The sequence below is a fragment of the Rhodothermales bacterium genome (assembly GCA_041391505.1).
In the GTDB taxonomy this organism is placed as follows: domain Bacteria; phylum Bacteroidota; class Rhodothermia; order Rhodothermales; family JAHQVL01; genus JAWKNW01.
In genome coordinates this window covers 51,708-72,962 of the sequence record JAWKNW010000010.1, presented here as the reverse complement: position 1 = coordinate 72,962, position 21,255 = coordinate 51,708, and the positions used below count along the sequence as shown (strand labels likewise).

At 65.6% G+C, this 21,255-nt stretch carries 20 protein-coding genes; 17 read left to right on the top strand and 3 right to left on the bottom strand.

All coding sequences use genetic code 11. The annotated features are described in order from the left end of the window. Positions 1-37: 37 nt before the first annotated feature. Positions 38-1,282, bottom strand: a complete 1,245-nt coding sequence (locus R2834_11575; GenBank protein ID MEZ4700963.1) for an HDOD domain-containing protein — start codon at positions 1,280-1,282, stop codon at positions 38-40. Positions 1,283-1,688: 406 nt separating this feature from the next. Between R2834_11575 and R2834_11570 the strand changes: the two genes are divergently transcribed. From R2834_11570 to R2834_11560, 3 genes are all read left to right on the top strand, one after another. Next, positions 1,689-2,990 (top strand): CsgG/HfaB family protein, encoded by a 1,302-nt coding sequence (locus R2834_11570; protein ID MEZ4700962.1) that lies wholly within the window; start codon positions 1,689-1,691, stop codon positions 2,988-2,990. Between the two features lie 47 nt (positions 2,991-3,037). Beyond that, positions 3,038-4,114, top strand: a complete 1,077-nt coding sequence (locus R2834_11565; protein ID MEZ4700961.1) for a hypothetical protein — start codon at positions 3,038-3,040, stop codon at positions 4,112-4,114. A 226-nt stretch (positions 4,115-4,340) separates the two neighbouring features. Beyond that, complete coding sequence (locus R2834_11560; GenBank protein ID MEZ4700960.1) at positions 4,341-4,895, top strand: hypothetical protein; 555 nt, start codon at positions 4,341-4,343, stop codon at positions 4,893-4,895. A gap of 6 nt (positions 4,896-4,901) precedes the next feature. Here R2834_11560 and R2834_11555 read toward each other — a convergent pair whose 3' ends face one another. Both R2834_11555 and R2834_11550 read right to left on the bottom strand, forming a co-directional pair. Then, complete coding sequence (locus R2834_11555) at positions 4,902-5,936, bottom strand: DUF6588 family protein (protein ID MEZ4700959.1); 1,035 nt, start codon at positions 5,934-5,936, stop codon at positions 4,902-4,904. An 18-nt stretch (positions 5,937-5,954) separates the two neighbouring features. Further along, positions 5,955-8,666 carry a PQQ-binding-like beta-propeller repeat protein gene (locus tag R2834_11550; protein ID MEZ4700958.1) on the bottom strand — a complete coding sequence of 904 codons (2,712 nt, stop codon included), beginning with the start codon at positions 8,664-8,666 and terminating at the stop codon, positions 5,955-5,957. 258 nt (positions 8,667-8,924) lie between these two features. On the opposite strand from R2834_11550, the gene R2834_11545 reads away from it, so the two are divergent. The 14 genes from R2834_11545 to R2834_11480 all read left to right on the top strand — a co-directional run bounded on the left by R2834_11545 (position 8,925) and on the right by R2834_11480 (position 21,241). Beyond that, positions 8,925-9,182 carry a hypothetical protein gene (locus tag R2834_11545; GenBank protein MEZ4700957.1) on the top strand — a complete coding sequence of 86 codons (258 nt, stop codon included), beginning with the start codon at positions 8,925-8,927 and terminating at the stop codon, positions 9,180-9,182. 868 nt (positions 9,183-10,050) lie between these two features. After that, on the top strand, positions 10,051-11,202 hold the full coding sequence (locus tag R2834_11540) for an MFS transporter (GenBank protein ID MEZ4700956.1): 1,152 nt from the start codon (positions 10,051-10,053) through the stop codon (positions 11,200-11,202). Positions 11,203-11,277: 75 nt separating this feature from the next. Next, positions 11,278-11,940 carry an HAD family phosphatase gene (locus tag R2834_11535; protein ID MEZ4700955.1) on the top strand — a complete coding sequence of 221 codons (663 nt, stop codon included), beginning with the start codon at positions 11,278-11,280 and terminating at the stop codon, positions 11,938-11,940. 140 nt (positions 11,941-12,080) lie between these two features. Next, complete coding sequence (locus R2834_11530) at positions 12,081-13,292, top strand: serine hydrolase (protein MEZ4700954.1); 1,212 nt, start codon at positions 12,081-12,083, stop codon at positions 13,290-13,292. A 34-nt stretch (positions 13,293-13,326) separates the two neighbouring features. Then, a complete protein-coding gene (locus tag R2834_11525) occupies positions 13,327-13,842 on the top strand; it encodes a DinB family protein (GenBank protein MEZ4700953.1) in 516 nt (171 codons plus the stop codon). A gap of 26 nt (positions 13,843-13,868) precedes the next feature. Next, positions 13,869-14,303: a hypothetical protein gene (locus R2834_11520; protein ID MEZ4700952.1), complete on the top strand. Its 435-nt coding sequence runs from the start codon at positions 13,869-13,871 to the stop codon at positions 14,301-14,303. A 124-nt stretch (positions 14,304-14,427) separates the two neighbouring features. After that, positions 14,428-15,282: an alpha/beta hydrolase gene (locus R2834_11515; GenBank protein MEZ4700951.1), complete on the top strand. Its 855-nt coding sequence runs from the start codon at positions 14,428-14,430 to the stop codon at positions 15,280-15,282. Between the two features lie 42 nt (positions 15,283-15,324). Beyond that, positions 15,325-15,714: a tautomerase family protein gene (locus R2834_11510; GenBank protein MEZ4700950.1), complete on the top strand. Its 390-nt coding sequence runs from the start codon at positions 15,325-15,327 to the stop codon at positions 15,712-15,714. A gap of 207 nt (positions 15,715-15,921) precedes the next feature. After that, positions 15,922-16,845, top strand: a complete 924-nt coding sequence (locus R2834_11505) for a sugar phosphate isomerase/epimerase family protein (protein ID MEZ4700949.1) — start codon at positions 15,922-15,924, stop codon at positions 16,843-16,845. 46 nt (positions 16,846-16,891) lie between these two features. Then, complete coding sequence (lspA, locus tag R2834_11500; protein ID MEZ4700948.1) at positions 16,892-17,413, top strand: signal peptidase II; 522 nt, start codon at positions 16,892-16,894, stop codon at positions 17,411-17,413. Between the two features lie 10 nt (positions 17,414-17,423). Continuing rightward, the gene (locus R2834_11495; protein ID MEZ4700947.1) at positions 17,424-17,696 is read left to right on the top strand and encodes a DUF2164 domain-containing protein; all 273 of its coding nucleotides are present in this window, start codon (positions 17,424-17,426) and stop codon (positions 17,694-17,696) included. Next, positions 17,693-18,058: a hypothetical protein gene (locus R2834_11490; GenBank protein ID MEZ4700946.1), complete on the top strand. Its 366-nt coding sequence runs from the start codon at positions 17,693-17,695 to the stop codon at positions 18,056-18,058. The genes R2834_11495 and R2834_11490 overlap by 4 nt, the downstream gene beginning before the upstream one ends. An 11-nt stretch (positions 18,059-18,069) precedes the next feature. After that, the gene (locus tag R2834_11485) at positions 18,070-18,909 is read left to right on the top strand and encodes a polysaccharide deacetylase family protein (protein ID MEZ4700945.1); all 840 of its coding nucleotides are present in this window, start codon (positions 18,070-18,072) and stop codon (positions 18,907-18,909) included. 199 nt (positions 18,910-19,108) lie between these two features. After that, on the top strand, positions 19,109-21,241 hold the full coding sequence (locus tag R2834_11480; protein ID MEZ4700944.1) for a YCF48-related protein: 2,133 nt from the start codon (positions 19,109-19,111) through the stop codon (positions 21,239-21,241). Positions 21,242-21,255 lie beyond the last annotated feature (14 nt).

The following is a 21,255-nucleotide window of genomic DNA, read 5'->3' as shown; positions in this document are numbered from 1 at the left end:
GCCGCGGGGGCCGGCGCGCATCCGGGCTGCAGGATCGTCACTCGGTCGGCGCGGGCGCCTCGAGGTCGGCCTCGATCTCGGCCTCGATCTTAACTTCGGGCTCCGGTGCCGGGGGCGCGGCCGGGGAGGCGTCATCTTTCAGCCACGCCTCCAGCCACTGCATGAGGCGGACGAAGCTGACCCGGTTGCCCTGGATGGCCGGCTGCTTGACGCGCCAGTCGTTGAAGGCCACGATCTTGTGCCACGCGGTGGTCTTCCCGCTCCATTTCTCCGGCTTGTCCGTGATCAGGATGTTCTGGAGGTCCACCCGCATGTCGCTGGCGTCGTCGATCGACTGGGCGAAATGGAGGTTCGTGTAGCCCATCCGGACGGCCAGGCAGAGCAGGAATTCCTGTTCGCTCGGGTTCGTCAGGTCCAGATACAGCGCCTTCCCGTCAAGCGGATTCACTTTCGGGCTCGCTTCCGCCTCTTCTTCGTGGTCGAGCGTCATGTTGCCCAGGTTCGCCACCGTCGGGCCGAGGTTTTTGTACAGATCGATCTTGTCGGCGACGGAAAGACGCGTGAGGGCCAGGGCGGCATGCGGATGCGTGCTCACGAACGCATTGGAGCCGTCGCCGAATCCGAGCAGCTTGACTACCCGGTTGGCTGTGCCCACCAGGTTGACGATGGCCGCGAAGACGGACGTGGGATTCACGTGGTGCTCCTCGACGGCGCTCGTGAGCGGCGACGGGATCTTCCACCGGATACACAGTGCGGCTCCTACCTCCGCATGATGGCAGCCGAAAATCTTCTTCTCGTTGAGGAAGAGCGGCATCAGGTTGTTTCGTGTCGACTGCAGCAACTGGGCGTACGGCGTCTTGTACTCGTTCAGCATGATGATCTTGCCGATATCGTGCACCAGGCCGGCGATAAACGCTTCCTCGGGATAAGGCAGACCGATCTTCACCGCCAGCTGGCTCGCCATCGTCCCGACGGCCAGACAGTGCTTCCAGAACCGCTCGCCCCCCAGCGGCCATTTCGTCGCGCCGATCGTCTGCATCGTCTGAAAGGTGTAGGCGATGACGATCTGGACGACGTGCTGCCGGCCGAGCATGATCATGGCCTGTTTCAGCGACGTTATCTGCTTATACCGATTGGAGACGCCGGCGGAATTCGCCACGCTGATGATCAGTGCGGACAACGTCTGGTCCGATGCCACCGTACGGGACATCGCCTGGAAATCGACCGGATCTTCCTTGGCGAGCTCCAGAACCTTGTGTACGACAAAGGGTAATGGCCGCACACTTTTCAGTCCCTGCTCAATGTGCAGGGGCAACGCAATGTTGGTTCGTGACCCCATTGGTGGTGTAATGTATGGTTAGCTGATCGAAAAGGCGCGTCCGTGTTCGGAGCGGACATACCCGTCTGATCGACTGGCCTGCAGATATATAAAATGTTTTGCCGGGTTCTCACATTCGATCTGTGCCGGGGGGGACAAGCAGGGACCTCCCTGTGTGCCGTTCACGCGAGGTTTGCGTACCTTTTTGTAGGCAAATTGAGGTACCTGTGAAACAGGGATATCGCCGTAGGAGGATCCGGTGCTTCCGGTCCGCGTGTCCTTCGGGATCCACCTTCTGAAAAAGAGGGCGGAAGGAACGACAGTAGGAAAACGAGTATTGAGCTATCAGCCACACGTAACGCGCTGCTGCATGACCATTCAACGAATCTCGTCGCGTGTCCTCGCCCCGCTGGCGCTGCTATTCCTGTTCTGGGGATGCGCGCCAACGGTCTTTGTCGGGGAGCTGTCGGATTATCAGAAAGAGATCGACGCCCTCCAGCGCCGGCTCGCCGCTAACGCCTCGGATGCCGACGCGCTGCGGGATCTGGGCGTGATCTACCTCAAAACGAGGCATTTCACGGAGGCCAACGCTTATCTCGAGCAGGCCTACGCGCGCAACGCCACGGATCCGAAGACGCTGTTTCACCTGGGCATGGCGAACGAGACGCTGGCCCGGCGGGACACCGCGATCCGGCTGTACGAGAAATACGCGACCGTGTCGCGGGAGTCGCCCTATCGCCGGCTGATGCAGGGGCGCTACGCCTGGCTGTCGCGCCGGATGCTGCGGGACGACATGGCGCGCCTCGTTTCCGAGGAATCGGCCATCGCCGACAGCGCGGCATCGCCGCGCATCGTCGCGGTGTTTCCGCTGGTATACCAGGGCACGGAAGCCCGCTTCCAGCCGCTGGCCCGCGGACTGGCCGAGATGATGTCGGTCGATCTCGCCCGGGTCAACGCGCTCCGCGTCGTGGAACGCATCCGGCTGCAGGCGCTGCTGGACGAGCTGCAGCTTTCCCAGTCGCAGTACACGGACGCGTCGACGGCGCCGCGCGTGGGCCGGCTGCTCGGCGCCGGCCGGCTGGTCAGCGGCGCCTATAACGTCCTGGGGGGCAATGATATCCGCCTCGAGAGCGCGCTGGTGGCGATGGAGTCGTCGGAGCTGACGCAGCTGGACCCGCAGTCCGAAACCCTGCGCAACCTGTTCCTCGCCCAGAAGGCGGTGGTGTTCGACCTCATCGACCGCCTCGGCATCGAGCTGACCGCGCAGGAGCGGCAGGGCATCGAGTTCGTCCCGACGCAGAATCTCCAGGCCTTCCTCGCGTTCAGCCGCGGGCTGCTGGAGGAGGATAACGACAACTTCGAGCTGGCGTCGCGTGCGTACGGCGAGGCCGCGTCGCTGGATCCGGGCTTCAGCCAGGCCGCCGCGAAGGCCGAAGAAACGGCGGCCATGGCGGAGGCGGATCAGGAGATCGAGTCCTTCATCGCCGAAAACGCCGGCGCCGACGGCTCGGCCGACGGCGCATCCATCGACCTCATGGCGCTCCGGCTGAGCCTGCTCAACGCGACGATCGGCAACGGCTTTTTCCCGGGCGACGACTCGCGGGAGCCGGCTCCGGAGACCGGCGGCTCCGCCATCAACCTTCCCGACCCGCCCGGACCGCCCGGAAATTGATCCGCTCCTCCCGCCGTACGCAAGAACCCCTGACGTCTTTCTTCGCTATGCGATACCTCGTTTGGATTGCCCTGCTGGTGCTCGCGCCGGCTGCCGTTGCGCAGGACGCCTACATCGGCAGCGCTCCCCGCCCCGTTCGGATCACCACGGGCGCGGTCTACCAGCAATACGCCGACGCGGACAGCCGGCTGCAGCAGGTCAGCTTTCCGGTCACGGCCTTTGTGCCGGTGAGCCGGCCGTTTGCCGTGTCCCTCTCGTTCAGCCCGGCGCTGTCGTCCGGGGAAGAGGTTGTGTCGCTCGGCGGGCTGAGCGACGCGCAACTCGCGGTTTCGTATTACCAGCGGCTGGGCGCCGCGAGCGCCGTATTCAGCCTGAGCGCCAACCTGCCGAGCGGAAAACGCGGACTTACGCAGGACGAGTTCGCGACCTCCACGCTGCTCAGCCAGAACTTTTACGGCTTCCGGCTGCCGGTATTCGGGCAGGGGCTGAACCTGTCGCCGGGCGTGACGCTGGCGTTCCCCGCCGGCGACCAGGCCGTCGTGGGCATCGGCGCTTCCTATCAGTACCGGGGCGGCTTCGAGCCGCTGGTCGATATGACCGAGACGTTCAAGCCCGGCGACGAGATCCTCCTCACCGGCGGCGCCGACGTCCGGCTCAGCGACAGCTGGGCGCTCTCGGGCGACGTCACCTACACGCTCTACCAGGCCGACCGGCTCGGCGATGCCGAGGTGTTCGAAACCGGCGACCAGATCGCCGTCTCGATCCAGACGCTCGGCAACCTCGGATTCAACCAGCTCCGCTTTTTCGCGCGGTACCGGAATAAAGGCAAGAGCACCCTGCCCGTCGAGGGCCTCGCCATCACCGCGCCGCGGACCGAGCCCAGCCAGGGCCGGCTTCTCGCCACGTACCGCGTCCGGGTGCTTCAGACCGTCTATGCAACGCTCATCGCGCAGGGCCGGTACTTCGAAGAGACCGATCTCTTCGGGGCCAAGACCCTGTTCGACGTGGGCGCCGGCCAGGAATTCGTCCTCACGCGCGAGGTAAGCCTCACCAGCCGCTTTGTGTACACGTTCGGCAGCTTCCCCGGTGTCGAGATCGGCGGCGGGCTGGCGTTTACGTTGTAAGATGCAGGGTGCGGAATCCGGGGTTTGAGATCTGGGATCCTGGATGGTGTTGATGCAGGATTCGGAATCCAGGCTGCTGGATGATGTTGATGCGCTATCCTGCATCCCGTATCCTTCATCCCGTATCCTGCATCCCGTATCCTTCATCCCGTATCCTTCATCCCGTATCCTTCATCCCGTATCCCGCATCCCGATTCCATCCCCCGTCCCCCTCACGGAGACCGCCATGAAGAACACCCTGACCGTTATCGGAGGCGTTGTCGCCGTCTTTCTGGCGGCCTATCTGCTGTTAAACGGCGGCCGCGTCGATGAAGTGAATTTCCTGGGCATCAAGATCAAGGGGCCGCAGGAGGCGGTGGCGCCGTTGGTGGAGCGTCCGGGGGATCCCGCGCAGGAAACGGAGCTGGAGAAGCTGCGGATCGAGCGGTTGAAGCTGGAGAAGGAGCTGGCCGCGTTGAAGGCGCAGGATGCGCAGCTGAATCAGCTGGCGGAGGAGGCCGCGCCGTCCGACGGGCAGGGCCCGCAGGCGGTTGGCGAAGAGTATTCGGAGTGGCAGGATATCCTGGACGACCGCAGCGCCAACATGGAGGAGTTGCTCCGACAGATCCAGATCTACAACCAGCAGGCCGGAGCGTACGACCCTTCCCTCACGATCGACGCGCCGGCGTACGTCAACTTCTGCTGCGACATGTACGGCAACCGGCGCTGCCAGCTCGTCGCGCCCGTTCAGGCCGGCTCGGCCTGTTTCTGTCTGTTTCAGGGCACCGGGACGGCCTGCTGAGCGGCCTCAGAACGCAAAGCCGAAGCCGGCGGACACCACCGTCGTCGGGCCCACGCTCACGTCGCCGTTGAGGAGCACCGGGCCGAGGCTCAACCCCATCCCGAAGATGCCGCGCGTCTTGCCCCCGCCGTCGACGACGAAGTCGACGGGAATCACCTGCACATCCACATCCGGGTCGTCCACCTCGAAGTTGTAGGCGAAGCCGATGTCCGATCGCTCGGTCTGAATCCCTCCGTACAGCGTGAGCACGCCGATGCGTTTGCTGACCGCGGCGTTGACGGCGAAGGTGCGCGCGTCGATCACGGTGAGGTCGGAGGCGTCGTTCACCCGCACCTTCTGCCACGCGGCCTGAATCGCGAGGTCGACCGGGAGCCGGGGGAGATACTGGTTGATGCTGTGGCGGACGGCGAAGCCGAAGAGGCCGACCGATCCCACGTCGGTCACGGTGATTGTGGGCAGCCAGCGGACCATGAGGTCGGTGCCGAGGAGCGTGCCGATGCCGGCCTGCGGGACCATCAGCGGAGCGACATCCGTGCGCAGCAGCCCGCCGATGGTTTCGCGCGGGGCGAGCGTGGAGTCGAAGCGGACGGGCAGGATGAGCCCGAGCGTGCTGAAGGTGGTGTCGTGGGCGACGCGGACGGTGGCGAACGCCGGGTCCTCCGCGCCGAAGATACTGGGCGCGTCGGTGACCGTGAACGTCGCCGGCACATCGAGCGTGATCGTCTCCGACCCGATATCGAAATCGAGCGGCACGGTGCCGGTATAGGTCAGGTCGAAGGTCTGACTCTTCGCCGCCAGGAAAGTCGCGGAGGCCTTCACCCCGAGGTAAAAGTGCAGGCCTATCCGCTTGTTGCCCACCCGGGCGGTGTGGAAGAGGCCCGAGTTGAGGTCGGAGCCGAGCGCGTCGGCCAGCGGATCGACGTAGGCGCGGGCGTACACCTCGCCCACCTGGCCGAGGGTTTCCTGAAGATCCTGCCCGGAGGCCGGCGCGGCGAGCAGCGCCAGCCCGAAGGCGGCAAGAAATAAGCAACGTGTAGGCATCAGCGTTCGGGGTGACGGCTATTTTACGACAATCATTTTGCCCGTCGAGGTAAACGAGCCGGCGCGGAGGCGGTAGAGGTAGACGCCGCTGGCCGGGGCGCGGTCGCTGGTCCAGTCGATCGCATACCGCCCGGGCGTCTGCCACCCGCGCACCACGGTGCCGACGGCCTGTCCCAGCGCATTATAGACGGTGAGGTCGACTTCCGCCGGCTCGGCGAGTTCGTAGGCGATGGTCGTCGAGCCTGAGAACGGGTTGGGGTAGTTCGGCAGGAGCGCCGTCCGTTCGGGTGCGAGGACGGCGTCACCCAGCACGGCGTCGAGTGTGCCGCCGACGGCGAGGCGCAGCCGGCGCTCGGGGAGGTCGGTCGACAGGGCGATCCGGGTCGTCCCGTCTTCGATCGGACGGGCGTAGCCATAATCGTCGTCGATCAGGTAAATCGCTTCCTGGCCGAAGGCCTCGCGCAGGCCGGCGAACCGGAGTTCGGCGCTTTCGGCGTCAGCCGGCGCCCGGAGGCGCATCGACCACACCTGGCCCGACGCCCCGTCGGGCCGGGCGCTGACCGCGACGGCTTCGTCGCGCTCGAGGAGCGAAAGCGTCACGTCGGGCGTGAAGGCGGGCGCCTCGGGCATGGCGAACGGTGCGTCGCTCGTGCCGATCCAGTTTTGCGAGTCGATGCCGGACCGGCCGGGGATCGCCGCGGTGATCCGGGCGAAGGCCGTCGTCTCACCTTCGGGCTGGGCTTCCGCCGGCGCGGGGATGGGCGGGATGGCGATCGTCACCGGCGTGTCGCCGGCGTTGAAGACGAAATAGCCCTCCCAGGGAAGCAGGGTGCCGATCGCGGCGGGGTCCTGGACCATCTCCACCCCGTTGAAATAGGCGATGGCATTCACGACGCCGGCGTCGCGGTCGACGTCCGCCCACGCGACGGGGAAGGCGAAGGGGTTACCCACCATGTTCCAGCCGGGCTGGAGCGTGATCGGGTAGGGGAGACCGGTCGGTACGGAAAAGCCGGCCTCGGCATCGAACGGCGCGCCGTCGCGCGTGATGAGGAAGAAGGCCTCTCCGGGGCGCACCGGGTCGTCGAGCGTCGGAAATTCCACGAACGCGTCGTCTTTCCAGCGAAGGAGGCGCCAGGCCTGGGGATCGTAGTCGCCGTAGTCGTCGCCGAGCACATCCGCCAGCGAGGTGTCGTCGAGCAAGAGCGGGACGGCGACCATCTTGTAGGTGCGCGGGATCAGGTCATAGGGCGGGCTCGCGCTCGCGACGCGGACCGTCTGCGACGCCGGTCGCTGCTGCGGGGTGTTGGTGGGATAGACCGCCCCTTCGTCGTCGACGATGTAATATTCGAGGCCGCTCTCCGTGACGGAGGCGCCGGGGATCGTGGCCTGGCCGGCGAAGGGCTGGGAGGCGAAGGTGAGATCGCCGGCGCGGCGGTAGAAGATCGTGCCGGCGGCGGCGAGGTTGGTGCCGGCCTGGTTGATCGTCATGAGCGCGTCCTGGCCGGCCGAGGGGACGCCCTGAAACCGCACGTCGAACGCCGAGGGGCCGATGGCGTGCAGCAGCCCGCGGTCGTTGTTGAGCCCCGCGGAGACGAAATAGAGGGTCTCGCCGGTGCCGATCGCCGGCGACGACCACACCGGCGTGCCGGCGTTGTAGGTCCAGGCCACCGACGGGGCGCTGCCCGTGTCCTCGATGGCGTAAAACGTGCCGTCGAGCGCGCCGAAGTAGATCAGTCCGTCGAGCCCGATCGCCGGCGACGACGCGACGCGATCCGAAGCCTGGAACGGCTGCGTCCAGCGCGCCTGCCCGGTGGCGGCATCCACCGCGTGCAGGGCGCCGTCCAGCGTGGCGACATAGATCACCCCGTTGGCGCCGAGCGCGGGTGAGGAGACGATGTCGCCGCGCGTGTCGTAGTTCCAGATCTGCCGGCCCGTCGTCCCGTTGACCGCGTAGAGCACGTCGTTGAGCGAGCCGGCATAGACGGTGCCGTCGCTCCCGATGACGGGCGAGGAGACGAATTCGCTGCCGACCGTGAACGGGGTCCATAACAGGGCGCCGGTAGCGCTGTTGAGCCCGTAGAGTCCCCCGTCTGTCGAGCCGAAAAAGAGGCTGCCGTCGGCGCCGAGCGCCGGCGAGGCGAAGATTTCGCCCGTCGTGGAAAAAGGCGTCCAGGCGGAGGTGCCGTCCGCGTTGAAGGCGAAGAGCGATCCGGAGCGGGAGCCCACGAAGACGCGGCCGGCGCCGTTGTCGTAGACCGGCGAGGAAAAGATCTGCCCGCCCGTGTCCACGCGCCACCGGAGGTTGCCGTTGGCGTCGATGCTGTAGAGGTATTCGTCGAGCGAGCCGATGTAGACGACGCCGGCGGGCGTGACGGCCGGGGAGGACACGATGCCCCGGATGTCGATCGTGGCGGGCACGACGTCGAGAAAGTCGTACGACCACTGGAGCGTGCCGCCGCGGTCGTACGCGTAGAGCCGTCGTTCGGAGGCGGCGTAGATGATGCCGCCGGGGCCGAATGCCGGCGAGGCATAGGCGTAGCCGCGCAGGTCGCGCTGCCACAGGGCGTCGGGGAAAGACGGGCCGGCGAGCGGGCTGCGGCCCGTGCGCTGGTTGTCGTGCCGGAAACCGGGCCAGAGCGTATTGTCTTGCGCGGCCGCCGGCCGCGCGCCGGCGAGCAGGACCAGGAGCACGGCGCAATACGATAAATAACGGATGCCGGAGTGGGGCATGGCGTGTTGGATTACAGGTTCCAGGTTGCAGGTTCAGGGACCCGGATCGGCGCCCTGCGGCGAACGCAGCGTGCGTCGACGTCGCGGCATTCGCCCAGGAGGGGCCGATCGTGGCGCGCCGCTCGTACGAGTAAGCCGTTAATGCAGGCGCGATGGATCATGCTGCGACTCAACGGACAGTCATTCCAACGGGCAGCCATTGCGGTTTAGAAGAGAGCCCGTGGTTCCGATACTACCCGAAACCAACGCAGCGCGACGATGAACGACAAAATTAAGGAATTTCTGGATCAGGTAGGTTACGAGGCGGCCGAAGAGGGCGCTGCCGGCATGCATCTCCTGCGCTATTTCGAGCAGGAGTACGGGGTGTCGTTGATGAGCCTGATCGAGCAGGAGTGGCTGGACGAGCAGGTGCAGTACGATATGGACGATCTGGACTTCCAGAGCTTCCGCGACGCCGTGTCCGACGACGACCTGCCGGCCTTCGATCGGGACCTCGAAGCGCTCTTCGGGCGATGAAGGGCGGAAAGGTTGCAGGTTGGCAGGTTGCGGGTTGACAGGTTTGGAAGCCGCTTTGCGTTTCGGGCCACCTGTTTTGTGCTGTCCTCGGGAGGGAGGTGTGGCGATACGGCGTCCGGTGCACTTCGTGTGAATTGACGGTGCAGAAACCTCCGATTTCCGGGATGGTTGTGCTGCGGTACGAGAAACTCACAAATGAAGATGTTCTCTGGCGCGTAGCTTCAGCCATGGAGCGGTCCTCACGCTCTGTCACTGCAGACTTTTAGTATCGCGATCGTTCGGGTTATAGTGTGAGTTCAGGGTTACGCTTCTCCCAATTAGTCGATCGGCGGTAAGTCAGACAATGCCAGAGGGCCGCTCCGTGGCTGGACCTTCAAAAAGCATCCCTCCTGTGGGGGGATGCTTTTTTGTGTCTAAGGTTTGAGGATCAAGGTTTAAGGGAAGGCCGTCATGTCCCTTAAACCTTGATCTTCAGACCTTAAACCATTTTACGCCATCTTCTCAGCGCTCCATGGCTGGACCTTCAAAAAGCATCCCTCCTGTTGGGGGGGATGGTTTTTTGTGTTTGAGGTTTGAGGATGAAGGTTCTAAGGGAAAGCCCGTCATGCCCCTTAAACCTTGATCTTCAGACCTTAGACCATTTTACGCCATCTTCTCGGCGCTCCATGGCTGGACCTTCAAAAAGCGTCCCTCCCGTTGAGGGGATGGTTTTTTGTGTTTGAGGATGAAGGTTCAAGGGAAAGGCCTTCAAGTCCCTTAAACCTTGATCTTCAAACCTTAAACCATTTTACGCCATCTTCTCAACGCTCCGGGGCGGGCGTGCGTACCTTGGGAGCCGTTCAGCACTTCGTTCACGGTCGGGTACGGCATGCCGCGTGTCCTTACGTTTCTGGTGATTTCTGGGACCTTCGTGGCCATGGGGGCGCTGTATGGCATTCAGCCGTTACTGCCTCTGCTCGGGAGGGCGTTTCAGGTCTCGGAGACCGCGTCGGCCTCGCTGATCACGTGGAGCTTGATCGCGATGAGCGTGGGGCCGCTGATTTCCGGGTGGGCGATGCAGCACATGGCGCCGCGCCGGCTGCTGCGGCTTTGCCTGCTGCTGCTCGGGCTCAGTGAACTCGTCTTTGCGACCGGCGCGGCCTTCTGGGTGCTGAAGCTCATCCGCCTCGTCGAAGGGTTGCTCATCTCCGGGTTGCTGGCCGCGACCATGACGTATATCACCCTCGTGTCGACCCATGTCCGGCAGACGATGGGGTATTATGTGGCCTCGTCCGTCGCGGGCGGTCTGTGCGGGCGGATCGTCGCCGGCTACATCTCCCAGGCCATTGCGTGGCCGGCGTATTTCGTGCTGCTCGGGACGGTGACCGTGCTGGTCGGCCTGCTCACGAGCCGGCTGCCGGCGGAGCCGGCGAGAAACCTGGACCTTCCGCGGCGCGGCTCCCTGCACGGATACCTGGATACGCTGCGGCACCCGAGGCTGCTGCGGATGTACGGGATCGTCTTCGCCGGCTTTTTCGCCATGACGGGTATCCTCAATTACATGCCGTTCCGGCTGGAATCCCTCGATCATTCGATCGGCGAAGGGCGCATCTCGCTGTATTATCTGGGGTTTCTGGTCGGCCTCGTCATTTCCAGCAATGCCCCGCGCGTCTCCGAATGGCTTGGCGGCGTCTGGCCGACGGTCGTGACCAGCCTCCTCGTCATGGTCGCCGGCGCGTTGATCGCTTCGTTGCCGGCCGTGGCGGCGCTGTTTGTGGCTGTCACGATGATTACCTCGGGGTTTTTCCTGATGCACGCCGTAATCGCCGCATCGGTGAGCGACGGCACCGGGATCGATCCGGCCACGGTCAACGGGATGTACATCGCGATTTATTACATCGGCGGCGCGGCCGGGTCGTATCTGCCCGGCCTCGTGTTCGTCCACGCCGGCTGGCCCGCCTTCCTCGTCCTGCTGGGTACGCTGCTCGTCACGGGCCTTCTGCTGACCCTCTCGGTCCGCAGTCGCCTCGCCGGCGCCTGAGCCGTATATCCAACTACGTGCAAGGTTCAGGCAACATAGCCACGAACCGTCAACCCGCAACCTGCAACCATCCGTATGCCCGTACCTCGCCTCGCCGACCTGGACGCCGTCATCTTCGATATGGACGGTGTGATCATCGACTCGGAGCCGCTGCACGAACGGACGGCGACGATGGTTTTCTCCGCGCACGGCATGACGATCCCTCCGGACCTCTTCGAGCAGTTCAAGGGGCGGACGGATCGGCAGATCGTGCGCTATATGATCGCCAACCACGCCCCGGGGCCGCTCGACGAGGACGCCCTGCTCGAAGAGCGGCGCGCGCTGTACGCGTCCATCATCGACGAGCTGAATCCGATACCGGATGTCCTCCCCTTCATCGACACCCTGTCGCGGAGCCACCGGCTGGCGCTGGCGACGTCCGCCGGCCGGCCGAACCAGCGGCTGGCGTTTGATAAATTCAGGCTGGACGCGTATTTCGAGGTCGTGATCACGGCGGACGACATCACGCGGCACAAGCCGGATCCGGAGCCGTACCTCGTGACAGCCGAGCGGCTCGGTGTCGAGCCGGCCCGATGCCTCGTCTTCGAGGACTCGGTAAACGGGGTGCGATCCGCCCTCGACGCCGGCTGCCAGGTCATTGCCATCACGACCACCTCGAGCGCCGAGGCGCTGCGCGCCACCGGCGTCGCCCACGTGGCCGCCGGGTTTGCGGAGATACGCGGTTGGCTGATGCCGTGAGGTGACGCGGATCTCGCATGGTGTGTCGGGTTACGCCGGCATATCGGATTATGCCGGCTAACCCGATCTACGGGGCGTATATTGCGGGCGTTGCCGCTCCGCAACCTGATCCGATCATGTCGAACGTATCCCGCTCACTCATGCGACTCATCCTGGTACTGGGTTTCCTGACGGTCTTTTCTGGTGCGGTCCGCGCGCAGGACTACGTCCCGCCGGCAGGCGCCTGGGAGCACCGCGCGCCGGCGGCCGTCGGGATGAACGCGGCGCGGCTTGAGGCGGCCATCGCCCTGGCGCGGGAGGCGGAGTCGACCGCCCCGCGCGACCTGCTCGAGGCCCACTACCGCACCTTCGCCCGTGAGCCTTTCGGCGAAGCGATCGGGCCGTTCAAGGAGCGTGGTCCGCAGACGGGCATCGTCATCCGGCACGGGTACATCGTCGCCGAATGGGGCGAGCCGGAACGGGTCGACCTCACGTTCAGCGTCGCCAAGAGCTTTCTGTCCACCGTGGTGGGGCTCGCCTGGGCCGATGGGCTGATACGGGACATCGACGACCCCGTCGGGCCCTACCTGCCGCCCCTCCTGCTCCCGCCGGGCGACGGCGAACCGGGCATGGAATCGGGCACCGGGTTCGGGGCGCGCCGGCCGGTCTATCTTTTTTCATCGGAACACAACCGCCTCATCACCTGGAATCACATGCTGCGCCAGGTCAGCGACTGGGAAGGCACGCTGTGGGGCAAGCCCGACTGGTCGGACCGCCCCGCCAGCGATCCGGACGCATGGCGCGGCGCCGACCGGCCTCCGCCGGGGACGCGCTACGAATACAACGACACGCGCGTCAACCTGCTCGCCCTCGCCGCCACGCTGGTGCACCGCCGGCCACTCCAGCAGGTGCTGCTCGACCGCGTGATGCGCCCCATCGGCGCCTCCGGCACCTGGCAGTGGCATGGCTACGAAAATTCCTGGATCCTGCTGGACGGGCTGAACGTGCAGGTGCCGAGCGGCGGAAGCCACTGGGGCGGCGGGATGTTTATCAACGCGTATGATCAGGCCCGCTTCGGGCTCCTGACGCTTCGGCGCTACCGCTGGGGCGACCGGGAGATCCTCCCGGAAGCCTGGTGGGAACGCGCCACGACCCCCACCGAATCCGAGTCGGGGTACGGCTTCATGAACTTCTTTCTCAACGCCGACCTCCAGCGGCTGCCGAGCGCGCCGGCTTCGGCCTGGGTGCATATCGGAGCCGGCACGAACATGATCTACTGCGACCCGGAGAACGACCTCGTCGTGGTCGCCCGCTGGATCGAGGGCGCGGCGATGGACGCCTTTGTGGCCGGCGTGCTCGCGGCGCTGGAATAACGTTTCTCCGTCTGAACACGGCAACCCCAACCGCATGAACCGACGCTTGCGCCGCATCGAGCGCATCCGGGCGGAACTGCTCGACGACCTGAGCCGGCGCCCGCCCGACACGCTGTGTGTCTCCCCGGCGCCCGGCGTGTGGTCGGTCCTCGAGATCGTCGAGCACCTCGTGCTGGCCGAAGAGGAGGTGCTGGCCGGCATCGACCGCCCGGAGACGCTCGAAGCCCGCCCCAGGACGGTCCGGAATCGGATATCCTATCTGCTCGTGCTCCTCGTCCTGGCCTTCCGGATCCCGGTTCGGGTCCCATCCCGCGCCATGAGCCCGCGCGGCGAGCGGACGCTGGCGCAGCTCCGGGCAGATTGGGAGCGCCGGCACGGCCTGTTGCGCGCCTATGTCGAAAAGATCGCGCCCAACGAGCGGTCTCGCCCGGTTTTTGTGCACCCGGTCTCCGGCCCCATCACGCTTCCGCAGGCCCTGCGCTTGCTGGAGGTGCACCTGCGCCTGCACCGCAGCCAGATCACGCAGCGTCTGCGCGCAGCCGCGACGTAAGGGACCTGCTTTTCGAGGATGCCGCCATGTGTTATGCCGTGTACCTGAGCACCACGTCCGACGAGGATCTTGCCATCCGTAACACCGGGCTCATGCAGTTTTGCAAGGATGTGCCGGAGGCGTTCGAGCGCGAGGCGCTCGCCTTCCCGCACGCCTGGCGCCTTGCTTCCCGCTCGGCATGCAGCTGCGGTTTTCGCCACCTGGAGAGTCCGGAGCTGGGCTTCGGGCCGCCGGAAGACTGGTACCCGGAAGAGCCCGACGACATCGAAGCGACGCGGCAGTTCGTCGCCATCGCGCGCGACCTGCTCGCCGGCGGACACCGGGTGGATTGTGTGGATGTGTGGGATGACGGAAGCGCCGGCGTGCCCGACGTTCAGACGGCCGAGGTGGACCTGGTCGTCGTGCCTGAAGACGCTTTTCGATTCATCAAGAACCATCGCCTGGTTCTCGTGCTGACCTGACGGCGTTTCGCCGCCGCGATATCCTGTGGATGCCCACGCGCGATTCTGGTGGGTTTTCCCGATATTACAGCCGCCTTGTTTGTTTCACCCGCCGGCCACCCCCGGCGGACGACGCGACGATCCCATGGAAACGCTCTCCATTTCAGGCGCCTCCTTGCACTACGCCGAACGCGGCGCCGGCGACCCGATCGTTTTTGTCCATGGATCGGCCGGCGACATGCGGACCTGGGGCGGGCAACTGGCCTTCTTCGCGTCGCGCTACCGCGCCATCGCCTACAGCCGGCGATACCACTGGCCCAACGCCCCGATCGCCGAAGGGGGCGATTACACCTTGCGGCAACACATCGAGGATCTGGAGGCTGTGCTGCGCGCGCTCGATGCCGCGCCGGCCCATCTGGTAGGTCACTCGTACGGCGGGGTGATCTGCCTGATGCTCGCGGCGCGATCCCCGGACCTGGTGCGCTCCATCGTGCTCGCCGAGCCGCCGGTGCTCGGCATGCTCGTGGGCGTCCCCCCGAACCCGATCGAACTGCTGCGGCTCGCCATCAAAAGCCCGCGCACGGCCGCCGGCATCTTTAAACTCGGCGCGTTCGGGCTCGGGCCGGCGACTGCCGCGAGCCGGCGGGGCGACATGGAGGCCGTCCTGCGGCTGACCGGCACTGCGATCCTCGGGGAGGAAGCCTTTCGCGCCCTGTCGCCGGAACGCCTCCAGCAGGTGAAAGACAACCTGATCCGGGAGGAGCTGCTCAGCCCCGGCTTTATGCCGCGCCTGCCCGTCGACGCGGTGCGCAGCGTGCGGGCGCCGGCGCTGCTGGTGGGCGCCAGCCGGAGTCCGAACGTGTTCGCCTGTTTGCTCGACGAACTGAGCGAGGTCCTGCCGCATACGCGGCGCGCCAGCATCCCGTTTTCGTCCCACATCATGCACGAAGACAACACGCCGGCGTATAATCAGGCCGTGTTATCGTTCCTCGAACAGTGACGAGCCCGTCTGTCCCGGGCCTCGAATCATCCCAGCCACCTCATGGCCCAGATCAAGATCTTCGGCGTGCGCGAGCGCCTCGCCCCCATCAAGGCCGCGTTGTCCGATGCCATCCACGCGTGCGTCGTCGAGGCGCTCGCCTACCCCGTCGACAAGCGGGCGCACCGGTTCTTTCCGCTGGAGCCCGATGAATTTTATTATCCCGCCGGCCGCACGGACCGCTACACGATCCTCGAGATCAGCCTGTTCGAGGGGCGCAGCGTCGAGGCGAAAAAACACCTCATCCGGCTGCTCTTCGAGCGGGTCCAGGCCGATTGCGGCATCGAGCCGATGGATCTGGAGATGACCATCTTTGAAACGCCGAAACACAACTGGGGCTTTCGCGGCCGGCCGGGCGACGAGCACATGCTCGATTACCGCGTCGACGTGTGAGGCCGGCAGGGCAATCGCATCCCGGTATGGGAGTATGGGGGTATGGGGGGGGCGATAAAAAATGCCCCCATGCACCCAAACTCCCATACGCTTCGCACGGCTACGGCGAGAATGCGATTGTCCTGGTGAGGCCGGCGGCTGGATGGATCGATGCGCGATTATGGCTTACTTTGCTTTTTTCACTTTTCACATTTCACTCACCCCGCTATGTCTTCCCGTCGCCAGTTCCTCCATACCGCCGCGCTCGCCGGCGCCGCCGCCGTCGCCCCGCTCACGCCGCAGGCTCCCGCCGAGTCCCGACCGACGCGCTTCGGCGTCTCTACCTACTCCTTCTGGCGCTTCAACGGCCCCAGGGAAGACTACCCGATCGAGACCTGCATTGACCAGGCGGCCGAGATGGGCTTCGACGGCGTCGAACTCCTCCTCATGCAGATGGCCTCGGAGGAAAACCGCTACCTCCAGAACATCAAGCGCCGCGCCTTTTCGCACGGGATCGATCTGATGGGATTTTCCACGCACCAGGGCTTTCTGTACCCGGATCCCGTGAAACGGCAGGATGAGGTGAACAAAACCATCCATCAGATCGAGCTGGCCTACAAGCTGGGCATCCCGACGATGCGGCTCAACACGGGCCGATGGGGGACGTCGGCCTCGTTCGACGCGCTGATGGCCAACCGGGGCATCGAGCCGGCGCTGGAAGGATACACCGAAGAGGATGGATTCAGCTGGGTGATCGAGGCGATCGAGAAATGTCTGCCGACGGCGGAGACGTGCGGCGTCGTGCTCGGGCTGGAAAACCACTGGGGCCTCGGGCGCACGCCGGAAGGCGTCCTGCGCATCGTGAAGGCCATCGACTCGCCGTGGCTCCAGGTCACGATGGATACCGGGAATTTCCTGGAGGATCCGTACGACAAGCTCGAAATGCTCGCGCCCTACACCGCCCTGGTGCAGGCCAAGACGTATTTCGGCGGGGGCAAATGGTACTCGCTCGAACTGGATTACATGCGCATTGCCCGCATGCTGAAGAATCACGGCTACGCCGGCTACGTGTCCCTGGAGTTCGAGGGGAACGAACACGAGTCGACCGCGATTCCAAAGAGCCTCTCGCTCCTGCGAAAAGCCTTCGAGTAGGGACACGATCCATCGTGTCTCTCCGGCCCCCATTCGAATTGCACCGATGCTTCAATCCAGATGGACCCGCTACCTGCTCATCGCCGTCGTGCTGACCACCTCGGTCGGCTGTGACCAGGCGACGAAATACATGGCGCGCGAGCAGCTGCAGCATCAGCCGATGGTGTCCTTGCTGGGCGATACCGTGCGGCTGTTCTACACGCAGAACCCGGGCATCGCGATGAGCATCGGGGCGGAATGGTCGGACACCGGCCGGTTTCTGCTTACCGTCGTGCTCGCCGGCATCCTGTTGCTCGGCGTGCTGGTGGGCGTGCTGATCAAGACGCCGGCGTCGCCCGTGGCGCTGCTCGGGTATAGCATTATCCTGGGCGGCGGCGTGAGCAACCTGCTCGATCGGCTCCTGCGGGAGCACGGCGTCGTCGATTTCATGATGCTCAAGCTGGGATTTTTTAATACCGCCGTCTTTAACGTGGCGGACATGCTCATCCTGGGCGGCGTGGCCCTGCTGGGCTGGCATCACTACCGCGCCGGCCGGCCCCACGCGCCGCTGGCGGCCCCTGAACACTGAACGAGCGCCCATGGCCATCGAATTGCCGCGCGAACAGCGCGAGGAAGCAATCGCTTCCATCATGACCTATGCCCGGGACAACTTTCCCGAACCGATCGGCAGCCTCGCCGCCGATGCGCTGCTGAACTTTTTTCTGGAAGATATCGGCCCGTGCATCTACAACCAGGCGGTAGCCGACGTCCAGGAACGCCTGCAGGCCTACACAGCTGAAATCGATGTGGCCTTGCATCAACAACCGTTCACCTACTGGGCCCGGCAGGCCCAGCGGAGGCGGGGGCGATGAGGGCGCGCGCTGCGCTCGTGGTGTGGATCGTGGCCGCCGGCTGCGCCGCAGAGCGGCTCCCGGAAGGGCGGTGGACGGGCGAGGTCACGCCGGCGAACCATCCCGACCGGCCCAGCCCCATCGCGTACGACATCCGCTACGAGGGTGGCGCGCTGCGCATCGCCATCGTAGGCCCCGATGGCGGCCTGCTGCCGGCGCACGACGTCCGCCTCGCCCCGGATACGCTGTATTTTGGATTTAATGAGCCCGAAGCGGACGTGCCCCTGCAGTGCGCGCTCGCCGGCGCGCCCGCATCCGGTTTCGACGGCCGTTGCGCCGACGCCGCAGGCAAGTGGGCCCGCTTCACCATGACCCCACCCTGATCCCCAAACCGATGTCCCGCGCGCTCCTTATCCTCCTGATTTTTCTGGCCGACATCGCCTGCGCCCAGCCGGCGCCGCGCCTCATCGTCCGCGGCGACGACATGGGCTACGCCCACGCCGGCAACGAGGCGATCGTCAAGAGCTACACGGATGGGATCATGACGTCCGTGGAGGTCATCGTGCCGTCGCCCTGGTTTCCGGAGGCGGTCCGGATGCTGGCCGATCATCCCGACCTCGACGTGGGCGTCCATCTCGCCATCACGAGCGAATGGGACAACATGAAATGGCGCCCGATGACCGCGGCGCCCGGCCTGCGCGACGCGGACGGGTACTTCCGCCCCATGATCTATCCCAATAAAAATTACCCGGGCGGCGCCCTGACGGAAAACGAGTGGAGTATTGAGGAGCTGGAGCAGGAATTCCGGGCTCAGATCGAGACGGCGATGCGGCACATTCCCGGCGTCAGCCACGTGTCCGGGCACATGGGCAGCACCGGCATCCGGGAGGATGTGGCGGCGATGGTCCGGCGGATCTGCGCGGAATACGGCATCGCCATCTTCCCGGAAGACATGGGTGTCGAGCGGGCGAGTTACGTGGGCCCTCACAAAACGTTCGACGAAAAGATCGCCGGCTTCACGGCGATGCTCGAGGGACTCGAAGCCGGCAAAACCTATCTGTTCGTGGATCACCCGGGTCTCGACACGCCCGAACTGCGCGCCATCCACCACATCGGCTACGATGATGTGGCCATCGACCGCCAGGGCGTCACCGACCTGTTTACCGATCCGCGCATCCGCGAAACGATCCAGCGTAGAGGAATCCAGCTCATCGGGTACGACGACCTGAAATAAGGCCATCCGGTCGATGCGTCGCGGCGCAGGGTCCGGCGCTCGGCACAAAAAAATCCCGTCGCGCCGGCGCGGCCTATTGGCGCGAAACGCCGGCTATCGTACATAACAGGTCAGTTGTCGATCGCCTCGTACCCCGGAGGCGCCGGCAACGCTGTTGTTACGTTTCTGGATGGTTTTTTTAACGTGGCCGGTGCGTGTCATGAAGACCCTTTGTGTGCTGGTTTGCCTGTCTTTTTTTGCCTTTCCCTCACGTGTCCAGGCCCAGTACGGCTGGCAGTGGCTCAACCCCAATCCCCAGGGGAGCGACCTCCTCGCGGTGGATCGAGTCGATGACGAAGTCGCGGTAGCCGTCGGCGCGTTCGGAACGATCCAGCGGACGACCGACGCCGGCGCGACGTGGACGGAGGTCCCATCCGGCACGACGAGGTGGCTGCGCGGTGTCGACTTCGCCGATGCCGATCACGGCATGGCGGTTGGGGATCTGGGGACCGCGTTGTATACCGAGGACGGCGGCGTGTCCTGGAGCGATCGCTCCCCGAGCGGGCTGGGCTTCAACATCTTCTCCCGTGTCGTCATGATCGACGCATCCACCGCCGTCGCGGTGGGCTCTAACGGCGGCATCGTGCGCACTGAGGACGGCGGGCAGAACTGGACCCAGCAATCCGCCGGCACCACGAACTATTTTTACGATGTCGATTTCGTCGATGCGGACCACGGCATGGCCGTCGGGCAGAGCGGCGCCATCTATGCGACGACGGACGGCGGCGCGACGTGGACGTTTCAGCAGAGCAACACGGCGGCCACCCTCAACGCCATCGACCTGATCGACGCGCAGACGGCCACCACGGCCGGCTTCACGGGCATCATCCGCCGCACGACGGACGGCGGGGCGACGTGGACGTCGCAGACGAGCGGCACCTCGGGCGCCGTGCTGGGCATCGCGTTTTCCGACGCCCTCAACGGCGTCGCGGTGGGGCTGGGCATCGTCTGCGGGAACGTGCTCCGGACGACCGACGGCGGCGCGACCTGGGTCATCCCGGCCGGCGAAAATTGCGGGCGGCAGTCGCTCTCCGATGTCGCCTTTGCCGGCGACGGCTCGGCGATGGCCGTGGGCGGGCTCGGCACGGTCGCCTACGCCGGCAGCGTGGACGCCGGCTGGACCGAGCTGTCCGCCGGCCCGTACGATTTTTATTACGACACGCACTGGAGCGACGCGCAGCACGGCGTCGTCGCCGGCGCCGGCGGGAAAATCCTCCGTACGGCCGACGGCGGAGCGACGTGGACACCCCAGACGGGCTTTAACCTCGGCACCGTCTTCGCCCTGTCCTTCGTCGATGCGAACACCGGCACGGCCGTCGGCCAGAGCGGCGTCATCTACCGCACGACGGACGGCGGCGCGACCTGGGCGGTGCAGCCGAGCGGACTCGTCACGATCCAGTTTCAGGATGTCGACTTCACGGACGCGAACACCGGCACGATCGTGGGCACCGGCGGCAAGATCTTGCGGACCACGAACGGGGGAGCGAGCTGGGCGGAGCAGGTGAGCGGGGGGATCCAGACGCTCAACGGGGTCGACTTCGTCGATGCCAACGTGGGCACCATCGTCGGGTCCACCGTCTCGCAGGAGGCGACGATCCTCCGCACGACGGACGGCGGGGCCACCTGGACGCCGCAGTCGAACGGGACCAACTGGACGCTCCATGCCGTCTCCTTCGTGGACGCGGATCACGGCTGGGCCGCCGGCGAAAACGGAACGATCCTGCACACCGACGACGGCGGGGCGACGTGGGAAGCCCAGCCGAGCGGCTCGCCCCAGTCGCTCTACCGGATCCAGTTCGTGGACCTCGACAACGGCATCGCCGTCGGCCGGCTCGGGACGCTGCTGCGCACGGTCGATGGCGGCCAGAGCTGGCGTGCGCAGGTCAGCCGCACGTCGCAGGTCCTGCGCGGCATTTCGATGATCGATGCAGACCGGGCTGGCATCGTCGGGGAATTCGGGTCGATCCTCTACACGGCCTCCGCCGGCGAGCCGGTGCCCGTCGCCGTCGAGGATCCGGCGCCGGCGCCCGTGTCCGCCGCGCTGGCGCAGAATTACCCGAACCCATTCGGGGCGAGCACGCAGATTCCCTTCACCCTGCAGACCGCCGGCCCGGTCTCGCTCCGGATCTACGACATCCTCGGGCGGGAAGTGAGCCGGCTCGTCGACGGCGTGCTGCCGGCCGGCCGGCATGAGGCAACCTGGGATGCCACCGGCCTCGCCGCCGGCGTGTACCTGGCGCGCCTCGACACACCGGATGGCAGCCGAACGATCCGGCTCGCCCGCGTTCGGTAAAGGAGCGGTTCCAG